The following is a 19,144-nucleotide window of genomic DNA, read 5'->3' as shown; positions in this document are numbered from 1 at the left end:
CCGCCGATCCATAGGCTATATACTGAACCACATGGTTCAGTATTCACAAACCCGTCTCGATACCTCGTTTGCCGCGCTGTCGGACGCCACAAGGCGCGGCATTCTGGAGCAGCTCGGGCGTGCAGACGCGTCGATCACGGACCTTGCCGAGACGTTCCGCATGACGCTGACCGGCATGAAGAAGCATGTCGGCGTTCTGGAGCGGGCGGGGCTCGTCATCACACAGAAGGTCGGGCGCGTGCGCACCTGCAAGCTCGGTGTGCGCCGTCTGGAGGAAGAGGCGGCATGGCTCGAGAGCTACCGCCAGCTCTGGGACGCACGCTTCGATGCATTGGACAAGCTTGTCGAGGAACTGAAACAGAAGGAGAAGGACGATGGAGAGTAAGCCTACCCCCATGAAGAACCCCACGACGGTGGAACGGACGTCCGAGCGTGAACTCGTCGTGAGGCGAACCTTCAACGGCCCGGCACATATCCTGTTTCAAGCGTGGACCAAGCCCGAGCTGTTCATGCGGTGGTGGGCGCCGAAGTCGATGGGCGTGCCCATGCTTTCCTGCGAGATGGATGTGCGCGTCGGAGGCGGCTACCGTATTGCGTTTGGCCACGATGCCGCGAGCGCGATGGAATTCTTCGGCAAATATCTCGACGTGATACCGAACGCGCGCCTGGTCTGGACGAATGAGGAAAGCGATGACGCTGCCGTGACCACGGTGACCTTCGAGGAAAAAGACGGCAAGACGCTGCTGGTCCTGCGCGAAGTCTATCCCTCGAAGGAAGCCTTCGAGGCCAATTCCGGGGCGGAGGGCGGGCTGCCCGAACAGTTCGAACAGCTGGACGAGCTGCTTCTTACCCTCGGTGCGGAAGGGGCGTAAATCGCCGGTTTCCCAGACCGGCCGCCTGGCGCGGCCGGTCCCGGTGCCGCAAGGCGCGGCCATGCCGGCAAGGCGGACTAGAGGCGGCTTGCGAAATTTCCCAGGAGCGCCAGACCTTCCGGCCACTCGCCGAGGTCGCTTTGGCCGTTGATATGGCCCGCCGCTCCGATCACCTTCAGTTCGCTTCCCCATTGCTCTGCCCGCCTCTCGGCATAGGGCAGCGAGCCATAGGGATCATCGGTGCTTGCCACGATGAGCGACGGAAATCGAAACCGCTTGCCGGGTACGTCGGCAAAGCCTGCCGCCTGTGACGGAAAGGCCGGAGAGGCCGGATCCGGCACCGCCACCAGCATTGCGCCCTTTACCGGAAGATCGGACACGTCATGCCAATGAGCGACGAGCAGGCAGGCGAGGCTGTGAGCCACGAGTAGAGGTGGCGTTTGCGCCGCACGCACGGCCTCTTCCAGCGCCGCAATCCAGTCGGAAAGATCAGGCTCGTCCCAGCTCGCAGGGCTGAAGCGGCGGATGGAGGGATCGGTATTCTCCCAATGGCTCTGCCAATGGGTCGTTCCGGAATTGCCGATGCCCGGCAGATGGATGATCGCGGTCATGCTTCGCCTTTCGTGGTTATCGCGCGAACATGACCGTTTACTCAGATTGGATAAATTGGCATTCATCGGAAAAACCCGCGGCAAACCGATGGATTCAAAGTCGATGGCGAAATATTTCGATAGTCGTGCCGAGCTCGATCCAACCGATATTGCCATGATCGAAATTCTGCAGGGCGACGGGCGCATCAGCGTTTCCGAACTTGGAAGAAAAGTCGGCCTCTCGCAGCCGGCAACATCGGAGCGCCTGAAGCGGCTTGAAGAACGCGGCATCGTCAGCGGCTACAGGGCTGTCGTCGATCCGGCTTCGGTCGGGCTAGGAATGATGGCGATCATCCGCCTGCGCACCACGCACGAACATATCAAGACCTGCCTGAAGCAGTTTTCCGAAATGCCCGAGGTCATCGAGGTTCTCCGGCTGACGGGCGAGGACTGCTTCCATCTGAAGGTCATCGTGCCGTCGCCGGCCGAGCTCGAAGGCATCGTCGATGCCGTTGCCCGCTATGGCTCGGTCAACACTGCGATCGTGTTACGCAGCGAGCCTCCCAAACGGATCGGGCGCGAGCTCATCATTAAGGGCTGATTTCGCGATCATCGCGACAGGGGTGCCATGGGATTTTCTCCCTGGCTCAAACAGCGGCGTCGTATCGCAGCGCGATACGACCAACTCGCCGTTCGTCTCTTTGTTCTCATCACGCTCGAAAGCATGATGATCCGGCTTGCATGACGAATGCGTCACGACAGCCTAATTAGATCGCACCGTCTTGCTCGCGATCAGCATCACAAGCTCTTCGGAGGCATCGGCAAGGGCCAGTGCCAATTCAGCTGCCGACCATCCGTGTTTCTGCAGATTGCCGAGCATTGCCATCATTGCGATTTCGACTTCCTTGCGGCAGTTCGAAGTCACTTTCAATTCGACGTAGTTCTGGTTTTCCGTAGTGATCATCTTAGCCTCCGTTTGCCCATGACCGGGCAGCTCGCATCAGAATTCTCAAGGTTCGATAGAATGGGGTTGCGCGTCAGCGTCAGGCTCATACGCATAGACTCAAGCGCCTGAGCTTGCGCGCAACCCCTCACTTCGCCTCACATGGCCTTGCCAGCGATCGCCTCGATCCTCCCCCAGTCGAGTGATCAAGGAAGACTCCGTAGCCGGTTATAAGTATTCTTTTTGACGGCTGCGGGTTGTGTGACGAAGAGTTTCCGCAATGGCCGAAGCCTATGCAGAACGCGCACGAATATTTCCCGGGCAGTTCATGACTGCCTCTTCATATCCTTGTGTTTTTACTTGGGTTCTTGCCGCTTCACCTGGAGCTGCTCCGTCCCTGTCGGGCGCTGTCAGGTGAAATATTCCGGTCTATTCCGTCTCCATCAGGGAATTGACCGTGCTTATTTAAATACAGCCATGGGGCGCAATTGTCGTTATCCGCCCGTCCTGAAAATTATCGTTGCGTACATTTCTGCTCCAAAGGGATTATGATAAACAACTTAAAGGGGTGACCGCGCGCCGATTCCCGGCCAGGGCGGTTTCCGGTGGCGATCTTGCTGTAAATAAGCGATTGTTCATTTTCGATTTCAACGGCCCGGTCGGATCGGTTGGCACGCTGGAGGGATTGGATGGCTACGGGTTCTGGATCTGGAGATGACCCCGCTGCGGGGCAGGCGTGGCCGGCCCATCTGGAGCGGCGGCGGTGGCCGCGCGAGCCGGCCGCGGAGAAGGAGCTGCGTGCGGATGTCGCGCCTGCGCTGGTACCCTTGCGTTTCTCGACGAAAGATCTGCCGGCGAAAGACCAGTTCCAGGCTTGGCGCGCGCATATGGCGCCGCTCGTGGATGTGCGTCTGCCGGACGGAAAATCGCCCGAGGATGGGTTTCTTGCCGAACAGACCGGCTGGCATCTCGGCAGCATGCTGATCGTGCAGCAGCATACACAGGCGCATGGCTATATCCGCGATCAATCCATGCTGCGTTCAAGCCCGATCGACCACTGGAATGTCGGCCTGCTTCGCAGCGGCCGGATCTGGACCGAGGTCAGCCGTCACGTCACGGAAACGGCTGCCGGCGAGGTGTTTTTCAGATCTCTCGGTTATCCCTATCGCGGGCGCATGACCGATAGCGTCGCCGTGCTCGTCTTCCTGCCCTATGAACTGCTGGCCGTCGATGCAAGCATCCTCCAGGGCGCCAACAACACGCTTCTGTCCGGCAGCCTGGCTGAATTGCTCGTCAGTTATATCGCCGGCCTGGAAACGAAGCTCAGCAGCCTGACGACCGGGGAGGTGCCGCGCATCATCCAGACGATCGCCGACATGGTCGTCGCATGTGCTGCCGCGTCCATGAGGTCGGATGCGGGGCAGATGCAGACCGGCATGGGAATAATGGAGCGGGCGCATCGCTACATTCATCTCAACCTGCAATCGGAGAATCTGACGCCCGACGCCATCTGCCGCGCCGTGGGCATCTCGCGCACACGGCTCTACCAGCTGTTCGAAGCGAGCGGCGGAGTGCTGAACTATATCCGCAAGCGGCGGCTGCTGCAGGCCTATGCGGACCTGAGCAACCCGGCCGACAGCAGGCCGATCTCCGAGATTGCGGAGGCCGCAGGTTTTGCCGTCGCCGCCAATTTCACGCGCGCCTTCAGCCACGAATTCGGAGTGAGCCCGCGTGAAATCCGCAAGACCGTGGCAACCGAGCGCCCGGCTGTTCCGGCCCAGCGTTCCACGCGGCATCATGGGACAACGATCGGCGACTGGCTGACGCTTGCAGGCTGATCCCTGACACAAAGCTGCCGCTCAATCGTCAGCAAATTGCCCCGCCACCGCCGCACCGTGCCCTCTTGGCGGTCCATCGTTGCGACCTCGCCGGCCCCCAGCGGCTGAGCGATCGACCGAGGCGGTCCTGCTGCCGATCAAATCATGCACGTGAAAAGGAATGACTATGATCACTCGTTACACACCCGTCGCAACGATGACCGCTGTGGTCTTCAGCCTGCTTGCTCTCAGCCCGGCATCCGCCGAGGAGATGGCCCAGGCGCAACAGCAGCCGTCGGCACAGGGCCAGGCGCCGATGCAGGGGCAGAGCGGCGACAATGGTGCAGCCGCACCCGTCAGCGATCAGAAAATCGAGGCCTTTGCCGTTGCCTATCTGCAGGTCGACAAGGTCAGGAAGGAATATTCGGCCAAGATCGGCGCGACGAAGGACGAGGCTTCGAAGCAGAAGCTGCAGGAAGAAGCCAAGAAGCAGATGGTCGACACCGTCGAAGCCTCCAAGGACATCTCTGTCGAGGAATACTCGTCGATCCTGACGGCCGCACAGAGCGACCCGGCTCTCGCCAAGAAGGTTCTGGAAAAGATCGGCACCCCGCCGCCGGCGCAGCAGCAGCAATAGGGCTGCGCGTTTCTGCATAATCCTTGAATTGCAGAGGATTACGTCGAGGAATACACCTCGATCTGGGGCGAGGTCAGCACCATCCTGGCCTGTCTCCCTCCATCGCCGCTGAGCAAAGGGAGGATCGACATCCTGTCTGGCGGCCCAGCGGCTATAGACTCTCCATGTATTGATCGAGATGGTTCGCCCATAATGCCGGCTTGAACATCAGGGCATGGCCCGCGGCCGCTGCGATGAATTTCCCTTGTCCGCCCGCCGAGCGGAACCTTTCGAAATTTCCCCGGCAGTGCTCGATCCGATAGTACTGGTCATGGGTGCCGTGCAGCCAGAGCGTCGAAATCCCGGCCGGTGCTCCGCGTTCGAAGATCGCCGGGTTGACGATCTCATGATTGGCGCAGCCTCTGCCGAGCCAGCCGCCGTTGAAATTGACGGCACCCCGGAAGATCCCCGGGCGCATGCCCGCATAGGCGATCGACAGGATGCCGCCGCGCGAGACGCCGGCGATGACAAGCCGGCTCTGCTCCACATCGGGCCGCTCGCGCAGATGGCGCACGACAGCATCCATATCCTCGACGGCGCGCTCGAAGCCGGCAATGGCGATTTCGACATTGCAGGAATAGCCGGAACCGTCAGGAGCAAGTCCCTCGCCATAGGCTCCGCCCGATTTGCCTCTGCCCCGACGCTGCGGAAAGAGGATCATCCAGCCCCGTTCGACGAAATGGTTCGCCACGACAGCCGGGCTAGCGGTTCTCGTATAGAAGGACTTGTTGTGGCCGCGTCCGGTTGAGCCATGGTTGAAGACGATGGTCGGATATGGTCCTTCGCGCCGGGCCCTTGCCGCGACAATCTCCAGTCGGGCATCCGGCTCGCCGGAGGGAATGAAGTATTTCTCAAGCTTGGTGAGACCTGCCGCCATCTGGATTCGCGCCCGATTTCCACTGACGCAAACTCCCACACGCCAACCGAAAACTGCAATGAATTTCGCAAGGCATGAGCCATGGCCGACCGGTGCGCATCGACCTAAAGCGCGTCGCGATCCTCCAGATCCGCCTGCCGCGTTTCAGGTCTTTGTTTTTACGCATGTCGTTGCCGCAAAACCGCTGCACAGTTTTGCGCGACATGCTTTAGTCTTCGGGATCGATGAGTTCGAAGCGGGAGAATTTTCGAATGGAGGACGACGGCTGGACGGTGATCAAATCCACGGCGATCCTGCAGGATCGGTGGCTGAATTTGCGGGCCGACGACTGCCTGACGTCGGGCGGCGTGAGGATTTCTCCCTATTACGTGCTGTCCTATCCCGACTGGATCAACATCGTCGCGATCACCACCGACGATCGCCTCCTGCTTGTTCGCCAGTATCGGCATGCGGCAGGCAGGTTCTTCCTGGAAATACCGGGCGGCGGCCTCGACGAGCAGGATATCGACAGTGAAAAGGCAGCCCGCCGCGAACTGGAAGAGGAGACCGGCTACATTGCCGAGAACTGGCAATTGGTCAGCACGCTTTATCCGAACCCGGCCTCACACACGAACCGTCTTCACACCTTTCTCGCGACCGGCGCCGAGCCCAGATATCAGCAAAGGCTCGATGCCGGCGAGGAGGGCCTGACCGTTCATGCCCTTCCGATACCAGAGGTGCTGGACGGATTGCAGTCCGGCCTGATCGGGCAGGCCCTTCATGTCTCGTCGATCCTTCTGGCGCTGCGGGCTGCCGGCCGGCTCGGATAATCATCGGGCAGGCCGGGGCCGGTGCCTTGAAAGGATCGGCAAAGCAGGCCTTTCCGGCTTGTTGACAATTGCGGGGCGGCAGGTAGTAATTTCGCCAAGGCCTTGTGTTGCCAGCCGCTCACGCCAAACCTGGTATGGTGAAAACACTTTTGATACCCCCTTCGACTTCCAGCCCTTCGGCAGTCGGTCAGCAATGTGAGCTCTGACGTTTTGATTGCCCTGGAGGAACTGGAATGCTCAGGACACTTGGTATCAAGGGCATGGCGAAAGCCCTGCGGCAGGCTCTCAGCGATCGCAAGATCGAGCTGTCTCACAGCGATTGCCTGGAACTGATTGCAAAGCAATTCGGCGTGAAGGATTGGAACACCCTTTCTGCTGCGGTCGGGCAGGATGCGGGCGACAAGCCGCTGCTCTTCTCGGTCGTCGGCGACGAGATTATGCTGCATCGGACGACGCAAAGGCTCGATGTCAATGACACCGACCTGTCGGGATCACGTTTCAACGATGCCAATCTCACGGGAACATGGTTCAACCAGATCAATTTTTCCGGTGCGAAATTCAACGACAGCAACATGACCGGCTGGTACGTGAACGACGTCAATCTGTCGGGATCACAGTTCCAGAACATCAATCTCTCAGGCGTCACCTTTTCGAACTGCCGCATGCCTGGCGCCATGCTCGACGGGGTGCCGCTCGAAGAGATCGTTGCGGCCTACAGAAAATCGCAGGCGTCCTGATCCTGCCATGGGACATTCGAAAAGCGGTTTTCCTCTGCTCCTCACAGACAGGTTGAAGTTGCGCTCGCCCGATATGGGCGACTGCGACGATTTCCACGAGCTTATCCTGATCCCGGAGGTTACCCGCTTTTCGAATTGGCCGGATGCCCCGAAAATAGCCCAGACCCGACGCTCGATAAAATGGATGTGCGAGGCCCATGCCAAGGGAAAGGGCTGCGCCTGGATCATGGAGGATCGCGTCTCGGGCCGGCTTCTCGGCGCCATCAGGTTCAACACTATCGACAAGCATTGGAAATGGGCCGAGCTCGGCTACGAATTGCACCCTTCGGTCTGGGGAAACGGGCTGATGACCGAAGCGGTGAGGGCCGTCACGAGATGCGGATTTGATCACTTCTCCCTGAACCGGATCGAGGCATGGACCTTGCCCGGCAATACGGCATCGGACCGTGTTCTGGAAAAGGCCGGGTTCCGCTATGAGGGGACGCTCCGCCAGAAAGCGTGGTTCAAAAACGCGTTTCACGATTTCAGGATGTTCGGCTGCATCGCCGGTCAGGCCATGTGAGACGCCGATTTCAGGAGTGCCCGCATCGATAGTCCCCTGGTGCGATCGCCCTTGGACGAAGCCGGGGCAGGGTGCGTGCCCGTGAAAGGGCACGCCCGCTATCAACAGGCGATCAGTGGAAACCGCCGGCGGCGACCAATTTTTCGCCGGTCAGCCAGCCGGCATCATCGGAAGCGAGGAAGGTCGTGATCGTGGCGATGTCGTTGGGCTGGCCGATACGACCGAGCGGGGTCTGGGCGACCGCGTTGCTCTCGAAATCCGATCCGATGACGCCTGCGGTGTGCGTGCCCTCGGTCTCGACGATGCCGGGGAGGACGGCGTTGACACGGATCTTGCGCGGGCCGAGCTCCTTGGCAAGCACGCCGGTGATGGCGTCCACGGCGCCCTTGGTGCCGGTATAGACGGCCGAGGCAGGCGGAGTGAGGCTTGTTACCACGGAGGAGATGTTGATGATGCTGCCGCCCTCGCCAATATGCTTGACGGCGGCCTGGGTGGTCAGCAGCAGGCCGAGAACGTTCACGTTGAACTGGCGGTGATAGTGTTCCTCGGTGATCTCTTCGATCGCGCCGAATTCGTAGACGCCGGAATTGTTGACCAATACGTCGAGACGGCCATATTCCCTGACCGCGGCGTCGATCAATCCCTTTGCCTGTTCCGCCTTGGAAACATCGCCCTGCACCGCGACTGCCTTGCCGCCGGCGGCAGCGATCGCCTCGACGACTGCGTCTGCACCCGCCTTGCTCGAGGCGTAGTTCACCACCACTTTTGCACCTTCAGCGGCGAGTGCCTTGGCAATCGCAGCGCCGATCCCCTTGGAGGCTCCCGTCACGACGGCGACTTTTCCAGCAAGCTTAGACATATCAGTTCCTTTCGACCTGGATTGCCGCCGGGTTTGACGGCATTGTTCCATAGTTCAGAAATTCGGAACTGTTGATCTCGATTTCAAGTAGCCCTATATCAAATTCATGAGACCGCTCTTTCATCCAGCCATCGAGGACTTGAAGCCGGAAGCGATCCTTTATGCGCTCTCCGATCCGGAGCGCGTGGCGATCTTCGCACAGATCGCGGGGCTCGGCTCCAGCGGCACCTGCGCTGCGCTTTCCAAACTCGGCGGGCGCGTCATCCCCAAATCATCGCTGTCGCAACATATGAAGGTGCTGCGCGAGGCTGGCCTCATCCGCGGCGAACGTCAGGGCGTGGAGATGCGCAACCACTCGCGCTGCCAGGAAGTGGAGGAACGCTTCCCCGGCCTCGTCAGGGCCATCCTGAGCGCCTACGGACAGCCCACCGATGTCGCGAACGTAGGCTGATTTCCCTGGCCGTTGCTGTCTGGCCTTCGCCTGACGGGTGTGCTGGACGGTTGCACGGCTGCCAGCCGGCGAGGGCGCCCAAACCCATCGAGATCAGATCCTCTTCATCGAAGGTCGTCACATTAACGTAGGCCGGATGGCATATTAGTGACGTCTGATTTTTCGGTCGACTGATGCCCGGGATCGGGTCAGTATGTGCCGGAGGTTGTGCGACGTTGGGGGACGCGCCATGTCCAATTTGCTGCTGAGGGAACTTTCTCTGGTCGGGCACGGCTGCCCTGTCATCACTGCGGACCATCAGGATTACGAACGCTACCGCAAGGTATGGAATGGCGTCGCCGATCGGCGGCCTGCCGCGATCGTCCGCCCGCGAAGCGTCGATGACGTCAGGAAAGCGGTACATGCGGCGGCTGCATCGCGCGCTCTGCTTGCGGTGCGCGGCGGCGGCCACAGTCTTCCGGGATTTTCGACCTGCGATGACGGACTTGTCCTCGATCTTTCCGAACTGGCGGCGATCACGATCGATCGGGAGGCGCGCACGATCGAGGTCGGCGGCGGGGCATTGCTTGGTGATCTCGATCGCGCCACTGTTCCTGAAGGGTATGTGGTGCCGGCCGGCGTGATTTCACATACGGGTGTGGCGGGCCTGACCCTCGGCGGCGGCATGGGATGGATGAGCAGGAAATATGGCCTGACCATCGACAGCCTGCTCGGCGCGGAGATCGTGACCGCTGCCGGCGATGTCGTCTGGGCCAGCGAAACGTCCGACCCCGAACTCTTCTGGGGCATTCGCGGCGGCGGCGGCAACTTTGGCGTCGTGACGCGGTTCAAGTTCAGGATGCATCCGCTTGCTTCCATCGCGGTCGGCCGATGGGATTATCCTGCGGCCAGCATGCGGCAAGCCCTGCTGGCGCTGCGCGACCGGACGCATGGTCAGCCGCGCGACTTTACCCTCAGCTTCACCGTCACCGCCACGGGTCTGAACGTGACGACGGTCTGGTCGGGAGATGATGCCCTTGCCCACGCGGCCCTGTCGCCTTTCGGCGTGCTGGCCGATGGCGGCGTCGGGAGCATCGACAGGCTGCCCTATCTTACCCTCCAGAGCCGCAACGACGAGCACTTCGCCTGGTCGCGGCGATATTATTGCAAGGGCGGCTTCTGGTCCGATGTCAGCGATGAAGCAATCGATACGATGCTGCTCTCGGTCGCCGATGCGCCAACGCCGGATTCCGAGGTCTATGCGATCCAACTCGGCGGAGCCATCTCCGACATCGCGGACGACGCAACGGCCTATACGGGAAGAGGAGCAGGCTATTACTGGATTGCAGAGCCGGTCTGGGACGACGCTGCCGATGACGAGCGCTGCATTGCCTGGGGGCGGACCACCGGTAAATCGCTTTCGAAACTCTCGATGGCGGGCAACTACGTCAACGAGCAGGCCGATGCCGGCTCGGTCGTCGCCCTGGATGCCTATGGCGCGGAAAAGTACCAGCGTCTTGCGCGCCTGAAGACGCGGCTCGATCCGCACAACCTGTTTCGTCTCAACCAGAACATCACGCCGCAGGCGTGAGTTTCTGTTCGCAACGGCAATGAAAACACGAAGGCTGTTGTCTGACACCGAAATCCGGAAAATGCGGGATTGTCTGGGATTTTCCGGGAAGCTGCGCGAATAGCATGAAAATCAGGGGCTGTAGGCCAAAGGATCGATCACGAGCGAGGCTTATCTTTTGTCAGTACCAAAAGAAAATATCCACCATTTCGCGAAACCGCGGCTGCGTGGGTCGGTTTCTTCGAAGTGTCTTCGAAAAGAGCAGCGACGGTCTTCAGGATGCCTTCAAACGCCCGTGGATCGAGGTATTCTCTCTATTTTTATTTTTGGGCGACCAGCCATTCATCGACAAAAAGGTGCCTGAATCTAAAGAAGATTTCCACATGGCGATGGGAATTTGCAGTAACGAGACAATATGGAGAATTATCAATCGGTTAGCGATAATCCGGCTCCCAAACGACTTCCATGGGGGAGTTTCTCATGTGGTCATGCCGTGCGTCAGGCTCTACGGCCAACTTTCGCGAAGCGAGGTCCGTTGACGTCAGGCTCAAGTCATGCGCGTACACGCCGAGACGCGTTCCCCAGCCGCGTACGAAGACGCCGATGCCGGGTGACAGGCGTGATCTAACGTCATCCGGGACGTTGCACACTTGGCCAATAAGAAAAGGCGTGTCCTCCAATATCACTGCAGAATAGCAGTTCTTTCCCAAGCGATCCGCTAGTCGAAGTACCGTGAACGGAAGCGCAACTTCATGGCCTGCGATCAGTGGGAGCAGCAATGGCCAGATGAACAGGATATTACTTGCCATAAAGTAACCCATGAACGGGCCGACTATGACACCGATGACGCGCTTATGTTTACTCACACCGGCGCCTTTCCAAAAAATCCAGACAAAAAGCGCGGCGGATAGGGAGCCTACAATGACACGCAGAGGACTTGTCCATGCCAACCACTCGGCCGACGGAATGAAATTGGAACCGACCACCACGGCCGACGAAACAAAGCCGAGCAATAACCAGGAGCAAACAAAATCACGATGAACACCCGCAATTTTTCCGGCTTAGTCGAACCTTCCATGAATGCCCCGTGAAATAATTAGCTTTGATTCTTAGAACGATACCGCGATTGACCTGCCGTGAAATTTTCATCCAGCGGCGCCAGGGCGGGCGCACTTGTCTCACGTACGGCGTACCGCGCAGCCGGTTAGCTGATCATAAAACATCTGGCCTCGCCATCTGATGAGCGGCAAGAGCCACCACACCAGCGCGAACACGCTCAAGACTGCACTCACCACTATTTGAATAGTGATAGATGCGTCGCCGTCATGTGCAGAACGGAGCATGGCATCAAAGCCTTGCGAGGTAGATGCGGCAACGATTGTGTCAACGCCCACAAAGGCAATCCACGGTGATAACTTCAACAGTTCTCTTCTCAAAGCTCTGCGAAAATGCGGCGGGGCACCCTCGACAGTGACCACCCGTATCGCCAGGATCTTTTTGCCCAGCGTTCTTCGACCGTTCGCACTCAAGGATGAAAAAGCAAGTGATACAAGGAAAACGCCGACCAGCGGTCCCACAATATCCCCGATCCCTTCGACCGGGTCACCGTTTTGATCCAGCGCCACCGATACCGAGCGCCAAGAAGCAGAAGCGCCGCCGGCATTGTCAGTGATGACCGTCGTCTGGAAGTACCGCCTCTCCAGGCCCAAGATTTCGCGGGTTAGGCAGATTTGGTTGCCTCTTGTCTCTGCTGGCTTCAGGGGCCATTCGCGCTCGACTTTTTCCACCAACGGACCGGAAGTAACTTCTTCACACTGTGTGCTCTCGAAGAGGGGTGTCCCGAAGTTCAATGGAACGACGAGCATTGCCGCCCCAAGCACTATTTCAAAAATCGTCATGTCGATCAGATAGGCGATTGCACGCCTCCAAAAGAGTCGCGGTTGCAACGTTCTCTGATGAGCCTGCGTGATGTTGATGTCCACGTTTACTCTGCCCCCAATGCGATCCGAATGAAGAAAACAGTCGCGTTCCCATTAGGCGTCGTATTATTTCTGCCTAAGCGTGTAAATATTGGTGTGAGCGAGAGACAGTTAAGTTGTTTCCGAAAACTGTCGTTTTTTCTCGGTCCAGAGAGATTTCGACAAGGCCAGCAACTTAAAGCGGCTCAAAGATGACGACAACCCCACGGTGAGGTATACAGACGCGATGCTGCTCTTGAGAGAATCAAATGCCGTCGGAAAAAAGCTGGAATCGACTGTCCGTCGCCCTTACAAATCTTGAATACGATCTTACTCATCTTGAAACCGGCAGTGATAAAGCGCTCGCGGCTCGCGACGTTGCGTTGGTAACAATCCGCGACTTTCACGAACGGTTCAAGCAGCAGCGGTCTCAAAGCAGCGGATCATTCGCTATAGATTTCGATGCGTTCGACCGGATCGAAAGCGATGTGAGTGACTTCGCAAATTCCGCGACAATGGCGGTCCTCGCTCCACTTGGAAGCGTTCGTGAAAATGGATCGATTGTGCTCGTACGCGATGCTTACGAGGCGGTCACTCGCGCGGCGACCAAGCGAGCTGCCGGGTATGAGGCGGCGCTACACTTCGAGACGATCCGAGATCTGTTAGAGCAACTTGCCGCCGATGTCTCGGTGATTGCCAAAGAGATTAGTGAATCGACGACAGCCCAAGCCCAACCTGGGGTTCGTCGCGGAGCAAACCTGTTGGACAATATAGCGTTATTTCTGCAAGAATTCGAGGTGGACGAAAACGATCACCGCACGAAGTCCTTCGTCGAGAGCACCGTCGGTCGCGTGAGAACAATTGTGATGGAAGCGAATTATCCTTCCATCGAACAGGCCTGCACAACAATCGAAACGAGCCTGACCCTGCTCGGAGGTTATGTAGACCAGCGAATAGCCGCTTTATTGACTGAAGATACGGATGATATTGGCGACGCCGTCACAAGCGATGCCTCGACTGCATCTATCGATATTGGTGACCAGGCATTGCCGCCGGAGTTTGTTGGGGCGGTCAGCGATGTATTGGAAGTGGTCTCTGGGCTCGAGACAGCGGTCGCTCGAATTGTCAACGAACATCCTGAACAGCAAGCACGTGGCCAAAATATTCTCGACCGACTGCGCATGATCAGAGATCCGCTCTCTGAGGCGTTGCACCAAGGAAGCCTAGACCATGCGATCGCAGTCCTCGCGGTCGGATGGCAAAGTGCAGTCGAAATTGACGCGTCTGCGGTTGCACAGTTGGGAGAGGCCGCGAATGTGCTGGCTATGGACCTCCGAGTGGTCGAATTGGTCACCAAACTCGGCCGACTGTCAAACTGGCCAGCAAAGATCGATGGTTACCAGTCAGAGGCGTTACCGTCAGCACAGCTTCGAGAGCGGCTCGAAGAGCTTACTGGAGACCAGGAGCCTGCTCCCTTCCATTATCAGCTGACAGAAAATGCGCTAAAGGTTGTTGAGCTCGAAACCGGCCCTCAGGTCGGGCAGGCAAAGTTCGCCACCGCGCAGAAAGAGTACTTGGTCAATCAAGGCGCTCGGATAGCGAAGGTGCTCGAGGGGGCAAATTGCAGCCCAACGTTAAAGGGCGTGTTCGCGGATATAGCGAAAGTGCTTGGTGACGAAAGGAACATCCTGCAACTCGGGCAAGAGTTTTGGACAGGACAGAAAGTGCTTGCGGAAGAAGAAGAGACCCTCATGGGACCACTTCTGGCAGATCTGAAAGCGCATCTTGAGGCGGTCGATAAATATCTTTCCCGGTTCCAAGACTGGCGAGACTTCGTCAAGGATGGCGTCGGAGTGAGGGTCTCGGATGAACAGGAGCAGGCACTTGACACAACAACGTCGATAGTTGCCGAGGGGATCGCCGAGATCCCAATAGTTGATCCGGAAGTCCCCGATACTTTGAACCAATCTGCGCGATGGCCGACACTTCACAATGAGGCTCGGGGAGGTCGAATTTTGGCGAAAGCCAGAACGTTCGCAAACCTTTTTTCCGCTGTCTTCAAGCATCCACATCAGTGGGCTACTGATGATCTAAAAAAGAGGATCGGGTACACAATCGTGTCTTTGATTGGTTACACCGCACTGACCGTTTTTTCTCACATTCCTGGCCTGGAATGGGTTCCTGCCGCTGTGAACGCCGCTCGTGCGTTCTTTGGTTTGTGAAGAAATAAAGCGAACTGGTTTGTTGTCCGGGAACCGTCGCGGCGATGGTCGAATTCGCCGTGAGCATTCGGCTAGTTCGGTGGCTGTCTTAAAACATGGATCCTTCGAGAGCACCTTGAACAGCCTTCAAAGGCTGACGACAGTGATCTTTTCATAGCTGAAAATTCCGGAACCTAGTGTCAAAATACCGATTTCTCTCGTCCGGCTACAAAGGCGATGCCACTTCGGGCCGGGATCGATACCTAATCGGCCATGGACCGGTTCAGCCAGTCCGCGAGCCTGACAGGACCGACATGGGCGGGCTGGCGCGGCAGCAATGTGTCGTCGTTCAGTTCGACGCCATAGTAGCGCGCGGTCTCGTCGGTGATCACCTCGCGCATGTCTTCGTTCGCGGCGACGAGTATGCGGGCGATTTCATCGAGGGCGAACCGCTCCGGCCCGGCTATTTCCACCGTATCATTCACCGGAGGTTTCAGCGCCAGCCGGGTGAGGACGTCGGCGACGTCGTCGGCCGCGATGGGCCGCATGGAGGCGGAGGGAAGGCGGATATCGCTGCCATCAGCGGCCATGTCGATCACGCCGCTGATGAATTCGAAGAACTGCGTCGAATGGACGATCGTATAGGGCCGGCGCGCCGCCCTGATCAGGTTCTCCTGCACCATCTTTGCGCGGAAATAATCGCTCTCGACAAGGTGCGGGGTTCCGACGATCGACAGCGCGAGATAGTGCCCGACCCCTGCATCTGCAGAGGCGGCCAGCAGATTTCGGGTGGATGTCCGGAAGAATTCCAGCGCGGAATCGTCTCCGAAGGATGCCGCGTTCGTCACGTCGATGACAGTGTCCGCGCCGGTGAGCGAGGCCCTCAGGCCTTCCCTCGTCACGCTGTTCACGCCGAACGTCGGGGATGCGAGGACGACTTCAGCCCCCGCCTGCCTGAGGCTTTCCACGAGGCGCGTTCCGATGCGCCCGCTTGCTCCCATGACCGTCACCTTCATCGATCCGCTCCCTGTTTCCAAGTATCTGCAATCCACGCATCAGGCCTTCCGGGCTTCCGGCCGGCGCTGTCGCGCTGTCATTTGACGGGCAACACCACCGGAGCGCCCTTTTTCTTGACCAGCACGACGATGAACTTTGCCGGTTTCGTCTTGCTGGCGTTACGGCTGACCAGGTGAATGTCGGAAGGACTTTCGTAGAACGTATCGCCCGGATGCAGGGTCACTTCCTTTTCGCCTTTGACCTGCATCACGATCGAGCCTTCCAGCACGTAGACGAATGCGTCCGCCTCATGCTTGTGAATGGGCGAGGAGCCTCCGGGCCCGTAATCGACCGAGATCATGAGACCTTCCTTGCCCGGATAGTCGGGAAGATCCTTGCTCATGAGCGATTTTACCTTCGCCGTGTCCTCGGCGGCGATAGCCAGAGTGCCAGAGAGGCAGATGCCGGCTGCCACCAGCAATGCGGATAGGGCAGAATTCATCGTCGTAACCCTCTTCGTTGCCGTGCAAAAATGCGTGTCGGGAGCCCCGGCTAGCGGGGCTGCCCGGACAGGCGAAACCAGTCTGCAAAACCGATCTTGCCGAGCCTCGCGCCCGCGTCCGGCACGAGCGAGCGATCGTCGAGCTCCGAGCCGAAATAGCGCGCGTGGACATCCGCCTCGACCGTGCGCGGATCGTTGATCGCCTTCAGGTAACGGCCGATGATCTCGTTCATGCCGAAGCGTTCCGGGCCTGCGATCTCGATCATCCCGTTGATCGGCTTTGCAAGGGCGACATCCGCCACGATGTCGGCAACGTCGTCAGAGGCTATCGGCTGGAAGGCCGCGGGCGAGAGCCGGGCGACAGTGCCGACGGTCGCTTCATCGGCGATGCCCTTGAGGAACTCCATGAACTGGGTGGAATGAATGATCGTGTAGGGAACGGCGGATGCCTTGATGAGTCTTTCCTGGGCAAGCTTGGCCCTGAAATAGCCGTTCTGCGGCAGTCGTTCCGATCCGACGATGGAGAGCGCGATATGGTGTTTTACGCCGGCGTCGCGTTCTGCGGCGAGCAGGTTGCGGCTCGATGTTTCGAAGAAGTCCAGCACCGCCTGATCTTCCCAAGACGGCGAGTTCGAGAGATCGACGACCACGTCGGCCCCGGCCAGCGCGCTTGCCAATCCTTCCCCGGTGATGGTGTTGACGCCGGTTTTCGGGGAAGCGGCCAGCACCTCGTGGCCCTTCTCGCGCAGACGCGCCGCAGTCTTCGATCCGATGAGGCCGGTGCCTCCGATAAGAACGATTTTCATAACAGGTTCTCCTCCCGCGGCCCTCTTGGGCCGGAGTTCCAGGTTAGGATCGCAAGACCGACACAGCCGCGAGAATTTCAATGTCTGGATAGGTGGAACACATCGACTGTCGTCGCCTCGGTCGGCTTCGGCCGAGGGGCAATCTCGCATCGCGGAGGTATATTGTTCCCATATGCGATCGGGGGCAACCATATTTGGCGGAACCCGCCGCTCGCTTGCGGTCCGGGCACGACAGCAGGTCGAAAGCGGCGGAAGGGAAGCTCAACCATCATATAAACTATGATGTGTAGTGCTTTGCTTCTACTGCTTTTTCGGCGGCTCGAACAATTCGATCGCATTGCCGGCCGGGTCTTCGACGAGGACCTGCTTGCCCCCGATCCCGGCGACGATGTCGTTGCGAAAGCCCGCGCCTGATGCCTTCAGGCGTGCGACCTCGTTCTCGATGTTTTCGACCTCCAACTGGATGCGGTTCCATCCGCCGGGCTCGGGCCGTCGCCCGTCCGGCATCGGCTGGGAGGCGCCGCCGGGGCCCGTCGTGCCGTTCACCAGCAGGCGCAGGTCACCCCTGGTCAGCATGGCGAAGCTCGGAGCCGGGTGCATGGTGAGCGCGAAGCCGAGCGACTGCGTATAGAATGCAATCGCTGCATCGACGTCGTCGACGATATATCGAACGCTGACGGTAGCCATATCAAATCCTCCTTCGGATAGGCTTGGCGGTAGCGGACAAGGCAGGACATGGCATCGGATATAGCGTCCCGGACGGGACCTTGTAGCCGTGGTGCGCGATATCGGGAACCGGGACCGGTGGTCGAAGGTTTGGCTGGCAGAGCCCCAGGAGATTGCCGATGGACAGCAAAGCCGATCGCGAGCCGCGACACCATACGCAGAAAATGCAGATGCGCCTTCAGGAAATGATGGACCATCTGCGCGAAGACATCGTCGATGTCGACGAGCCGCAGCTGAAGGCCATGTTCGAGACCGCAGCCGAAGTGCTGGGCGGGTTGAAGAAGGCGTTTGGCGACTACGAGAAGAAAAACGAGCCCGCCTGGAAATAGGGCGCCGGAGATATCAGCTTGCAATGACCGTCCCTGGCGCCAGGCCGAGCGACGGCCTTACTTCACCGAGATGCTCATGCCGCTGATATCGGCGTTGATCTGCAGGCCTACCTGCTTGCCTGTCAGTTCCAGTTGAGCGCCCTTGTCATTGGTCATGACGATCACCTGGGCTCCTTTGCCGAGCGCGCCGCCGCCGCCCGCTGCGCCGTACACACCCGTCACATCCTGAGCGCGGCGTATGTGGCTCACGGTACCCTGGAAATAGGTCTTGGAAGCGCCGAAGGCGAGGCCGCCCGAGATGCCGCCGATCGAAATTGGATATCGGTGACCATGGAAGGTCAGCGTGCCGTCGCCTCCGGAGCCGCCGACGAAGAAGGCGGCCTTGTAGACGGAGAAGCGGATCGTACCGCTATCGGCATGCGCGGTGCCGGCAACGCCAACTCCCGCAGTGGCGATGACGGCAACGGCGACCGAACGAAATCTGGACGAAATCTTCATGATGACAGGCTCCTCAAAAATCACCGCTTACCCAATCAGCCGGGCACGTCAGCGTCGTCTCAACGTCATAGCTTGAACAGTCTCGCAGGTCATTAGTTCCAAGGCAGTTTCAGGGCGCGGGGAGATGACGCACCCGACCGTTTCCGTTGGTGAAGAGCTTTCGAGAGCCAAAGGTCGCGTGTTTCGCAATAGCGGCCGGGAATTGCTGGCATGGATGGAAAACGACAACGACCTCGACAGCCTGCGCCCGCTGCCGCGGTTTTCCGAGATCATGCTCGCGGCGAGGGCGCAGCTTCGGGATCAGGCCTCGCCGATTGCGCAGTGACCGAAGACCTCGCCCATTCTGTCGCTGTCGCTTGCCGCATCGCTGACGGGCACGGCGATGA

Annotated in this window: 24 protein-coding genes; 14 read left to right on the top strand and 10 right to left on the bottom strand. The window is 59.1% G+C overall.

What is annotated here, in order from left to right; all coding sequences use genetic code 11:
• Window positions 1-31 precede the first annotated feature (31 nt).
• Together LVY75_21865 and LVY75_21860 are read left to right on the top strand one after the other, a co-directional pair.
• Entirely contained in the window at window positions 32-385 is a 354-nt protein-coding gene (locus LVY75_21865) for a helix-turn-helix domain-containing protein (GenBank protein XAZ21476.1), read from the top strand.
• A complete protein-coding gene (locus tag LVY75_21860; protein XAZ21475.1) occupies window positions 375-872 on the top strand; it encodes an SRPBCC family protein in 498 nt (165 codons plus the stop codon). Before LVY75_21865 ends, LVY75_21860 begins: the two co-directional genes overlap by 11 nt.
• A gap of 77 nt (window positions 873-949) precedes the next feature.
• On the opposite strand, the gene LVY75_21855 is transcribed toward LVY75_21860, so the two are convergent.
• Entirely contained in the window at window positions 950-1,483 is a 534-nt protein-coding gene (locus LVY75_21855) for an alpha/beta hydrolase (protein XAZ21474.1), read from the bottom strand.
• A 103-nt stretch (window positions 1,484-1,586) separates the two neighbouring features.
• Between LVY75_21855 and LVY75_21850 the strand changes: the two genes are divergently transcribed.
• Window positions 1,587-2,063, top strand: coding sequence for an Lrp/AsnC family transcriptional regulator (locus LVY75_21850; GenBank protein ID XAZ21473.1), 477 nt, complete (start codon window positions 1,587-1,589; stop codon window positions 2,061-2,063).
• A gap of 162 nt (window positions 2,064-2,225) precedes the next feature.
• Here the strand turns inward: LVY75_21850 and LVY75_21845 are convergent, their stop codons facing one another.
• The gene (locus tag LVY75_21845; GenBank protein ID XAZ21472.1) at window positions 2,226-2,426 is read right to left on the bottom strand and encodes a hypothetical protein; all 201 of its coding nucleotides are present in this window, start codon (window positions 2,424-2,426) and stop codon (window positions 2,226-2,228) included.
• Between the two features lie 668 nt (window positions 2,427-3,094).
• Between LVY75_21845 and LVY75_21840 the strand changes: the two genes are divergently transcribed.
• Together LVY75_21840 and LVY75_21835 are read left to right on the top strand one after the other, a co-directional pair.
• On the top strand, window positions 3,095-4,243 hold the full coding sequence (locus tag LVY75_21840) for an AraC family transcriptional regulator (protein XAZ21471.1): 1,149 nt from the start codon (window positions 3,095-3,097) through the stop codon (window positions 4,241-4,243).
• Window positions 4,244-4,409: 166 nt separating this feature from the next.
• Window positions 4,410-4,859: a DUF4168 domain-containing protein gene (locus LVY75_21835; protein XAZ25797.1), complete on the top strand. Its 450-nt coding sequence runs from the start codon at window positions 4,410-4,412 to the stop codon at window positions 4,857-4,859.
• A gap of 151 nt (window positions 4,860-5,010) precedes the next feature.
• On the opposite strand, the gene LVY75_21830 is transcribed toward LVY75_21835, so the two are convergent.
• Window positions 5,011-5,775, bottom strand: a complete 765-nt coding sequence (locus LVY75_21830; GenBank protein XAZ21470.1) for a lysophospholipase — start codon at window positions 5,773-5,775, stop codon at window positions 5,011-5,013.
• 251 nt (window positions 5,776-6,026) lie between these two features.
• Here LVY75_21830 and LVY75_21825 point away from each other — a divergent pair, with 251 nt between their 5' ends.
• From LVY75_21825 to LVY75_21815, 3 genes are all read left to right on the top strand, one after another.
• Entirely contained in the window at window positions 6,027-6,584 is a 558-nt protein-coding gene (locus LVY75_21825) for an NUDIX hydrolase (protein ID XAZ21469.1), read from the top strand.
• A 233-nt stretch (window positions 6,585-6,817) separates the two neighbouring features.
• Window positions 6,818-7,321, top strand: coding sequence for a pentapeptide repeat-containing protein (locus tag LVY75_21820; GenBank protein ID XAZ21468.1), 504 nt, complete (start codon window positions 6,818-6,820; stop codon window positions 7,319-7,321).
• Window positions 7,322-7,328: 7 nt separating this feature from the next.
• Window positions 7,329-7,883 carry a GNAT family N-acetyltransferase gene (locus LVY75_21815; protein ID XAZ21467.1) on the top strand — a complete coding sequence of 185 codons (555 nt, stop codon included), beginning with the start codon at window positions 7,329-7,331 and terminating at the stop codon, window positions 7,881-7,883.
• A 112-nt stretch (window positions 7,884-7,995) separates the two neighbouring features.
• On the opposite strand, the gene LVY75_21810 is transcribed toward LVY75_21815, so the two are convergent.
• Complete coding sequence (locus tag LVY75_21810) at window positions 7,996-8,742, bottom strand: glucose 1-dehydrogenase (protein XAZ21466.1); 747 nt, start codon at window positions 8,740-8,742, stop codon at window positions 7,996-7,998.
• 106 nt (window positions 8,743-8,848) lie between these two features.
• On the opposite strand from LVY75_21810, the gene LVY75_21805 reads away from it, so the two are divergent.
• The 3 genes from LVY75_21805 to LVY75_21795 all read left to right on the top strand — a co-directional run bounded on the left by LVY75_21805 (window position 8,849) and on the right by LVY75_21795 (window position 11,653).
• Window positions 8,849-9,193 carry a helix-turn-helix domain-containing protein gene (locus tag LVY75_21805; GenBank protein ID XAZ21465.1) on the top strand — a complete coding sequence of 115 codons (345 nt, stop codon included), beginning with the start codon at window positions 8,849-8,851 and terminating at the stop codon, window positions 9,191-9,193.
• A 229-nt stretch (window positions 9,194-9,422) separates the two neighbouring features.
• Window positions 9,423-10,763, top strand: coding sequence for an FAD-binding oxidoreductase (locus LVY75_21800; GenBank protein ID XAZ21464.1), 1,341 nt, complete (start codon window positions 9,423-9,425; stop codon window positions 10,761-10,763).
• Window positions 10,764-11,494: 731 nt separating this feature from the next.
• Window positions 11,495-11,653 (top strand): hypothetical protein, encoded by a 159-nt coding sequence (locus LVY75_21795; protein ID XAZ21463.1) that lies wholly within the window; start codon window positions 11,495-11,497, stop codon window positions 11,651-11,653.
• 267 nt (window positions 11,654-11,920) lie between these two features.
• Here LVY75_21795 and LVY75_21790 read toward each other — a convergent pair whose 3' ends face one another.
• Window positions 11,921-12,724 (bottom strand): RDD family protein, encoded by an 804-nt coding sequence (locus tag LVY75_21790; protein ID XAZ21462.1) that lies wholly within the window; start codon window positions 12,722-12,724, stop codon window positions 11,921-11,923.
• A 245-nt stretch (window positions 12,725-12,969) separates the two neighbouring features.
• On the opposite strand from LVY75_21790, the gene LVY75_21785 reads away from it, so the two are divergent.
• Window positions 12,970-14,922 (top strand): hypothetical protein, encoded by a 1,953-nt coding sequence (locus tag LVY75_21785; protein ID XAZ21461.1) that lies wholly within the window; start codon window positions 12,970-12,972, stop codon window positions 14,920-14,922.
• A gap of 242 nt (window positions 14,923-15,164) precedes the next feature.
• On the opposite strand, the gene LVY75_21780 is transcribed toward LVY75_21785, so the two are convergent.
• From LVY75_21780 to LVY75_21765, 4 genes are all read right to left on the bottom strand, one after another.
• Window positions 15,165-15,917, bottom strand: a complete 753-nt coding sequence (locus LVY75_21780; protein XAZ21460.1) for an SDR family oxidoreductase — start codon at window positions 15,915-15,917, stop codon at window positions 15,165-15,167.
• A 77-nt stretch (window positions 15,918-15,994) separates the two neighbouring features.
• On the bottom strand, window positions 15,995-16,399 hold the full coding sequence (locus tag LVY75_21775) for a cupin domain-containing protein (GenBank protein ID XAZ21459.1): 405 nt from the start codon (window positions 16,397-16,399) through the stop codon (window positions 15,995-15,997).
• Between the two features lie 50 nt (window positions 16,400-16,449).
• Entirely contained in the window at window positions 16,450-17,205 is a 756-nt protein-coding gene (locus LVY75_21770; GenBank protein XAZ21458.1) for an SDR family oxidoreductase, read from the bottom strand.
• Window positions 17,206-17,505: 300 nt separating this feature from the next.
• Window positions 17,506-17,892 (bottom strand): VOC family protein, encoded by a 387-nt coding sequence (locus LVY75_21765; protein ID XAZ21457.1) that lies wholly within the window; start codon window positions 17,890-17,892, stop codon window positions 17,506-17,508.
• A 158-nt stretch (window positions 17,893-18,050) separates the two neighbouring features.
• Between LVY75_21765 and LVY75_21760 the strand changes: the two genes are divergently transcribed.
• A complete protein-coding gene (locus tag LVY75_21760; GenBank protein XAZ21456.1) occupies window positions 18,051-18,260 on the top strand; it encodes a hypothetical protein in 210 nt (69 codons plus the stop codon).
• 57 nt (window positions 18,261-18,317) lie between these two features.
• Here the strand turns inward: LVY75_21760 and LVY75_21755 are convergent, their stop codons facing one another.
• On the bottom strand, window positions 18,318-18,758 hold the full coding sequence (locus LVY75_21755) for a hypothetical protein (protein XAZ21455.1): 441 nt from the start codon (window positions 18,756-18,758) through the stop codon (window positions 18,318-18,320).
• Between the two features lie 124 nt (window positions 18,759-18,882).
• Here LVY75_21755 and LVY75_21750 point away from each other — a divergent pair, with 124 nt between their 5' ends.
• Window positions 18,883-19,083, top strand: a complete 201-nt coding sequence (locus tag LVY75_21750) for a hypothetical protein (protein XAZ21454.1) — start codon at window positions 18,883-18,885, stop codon at window positions 19,081-19,083.
• Window positions 19,084-19,144: the final 61 nt, after the last annotated feature.

This window comes from Sinorhizobium sp. B11 (assembly GCA_039725955.1).
GTDB lineage: Bacteria > Pseudomonadota > Alphaproteobacteria > Rhizobiales > Rhizobiaceae > Rhizobium.
This window is presented reverse-complemented; position numbering and strand designations above follow the sequence as displayed.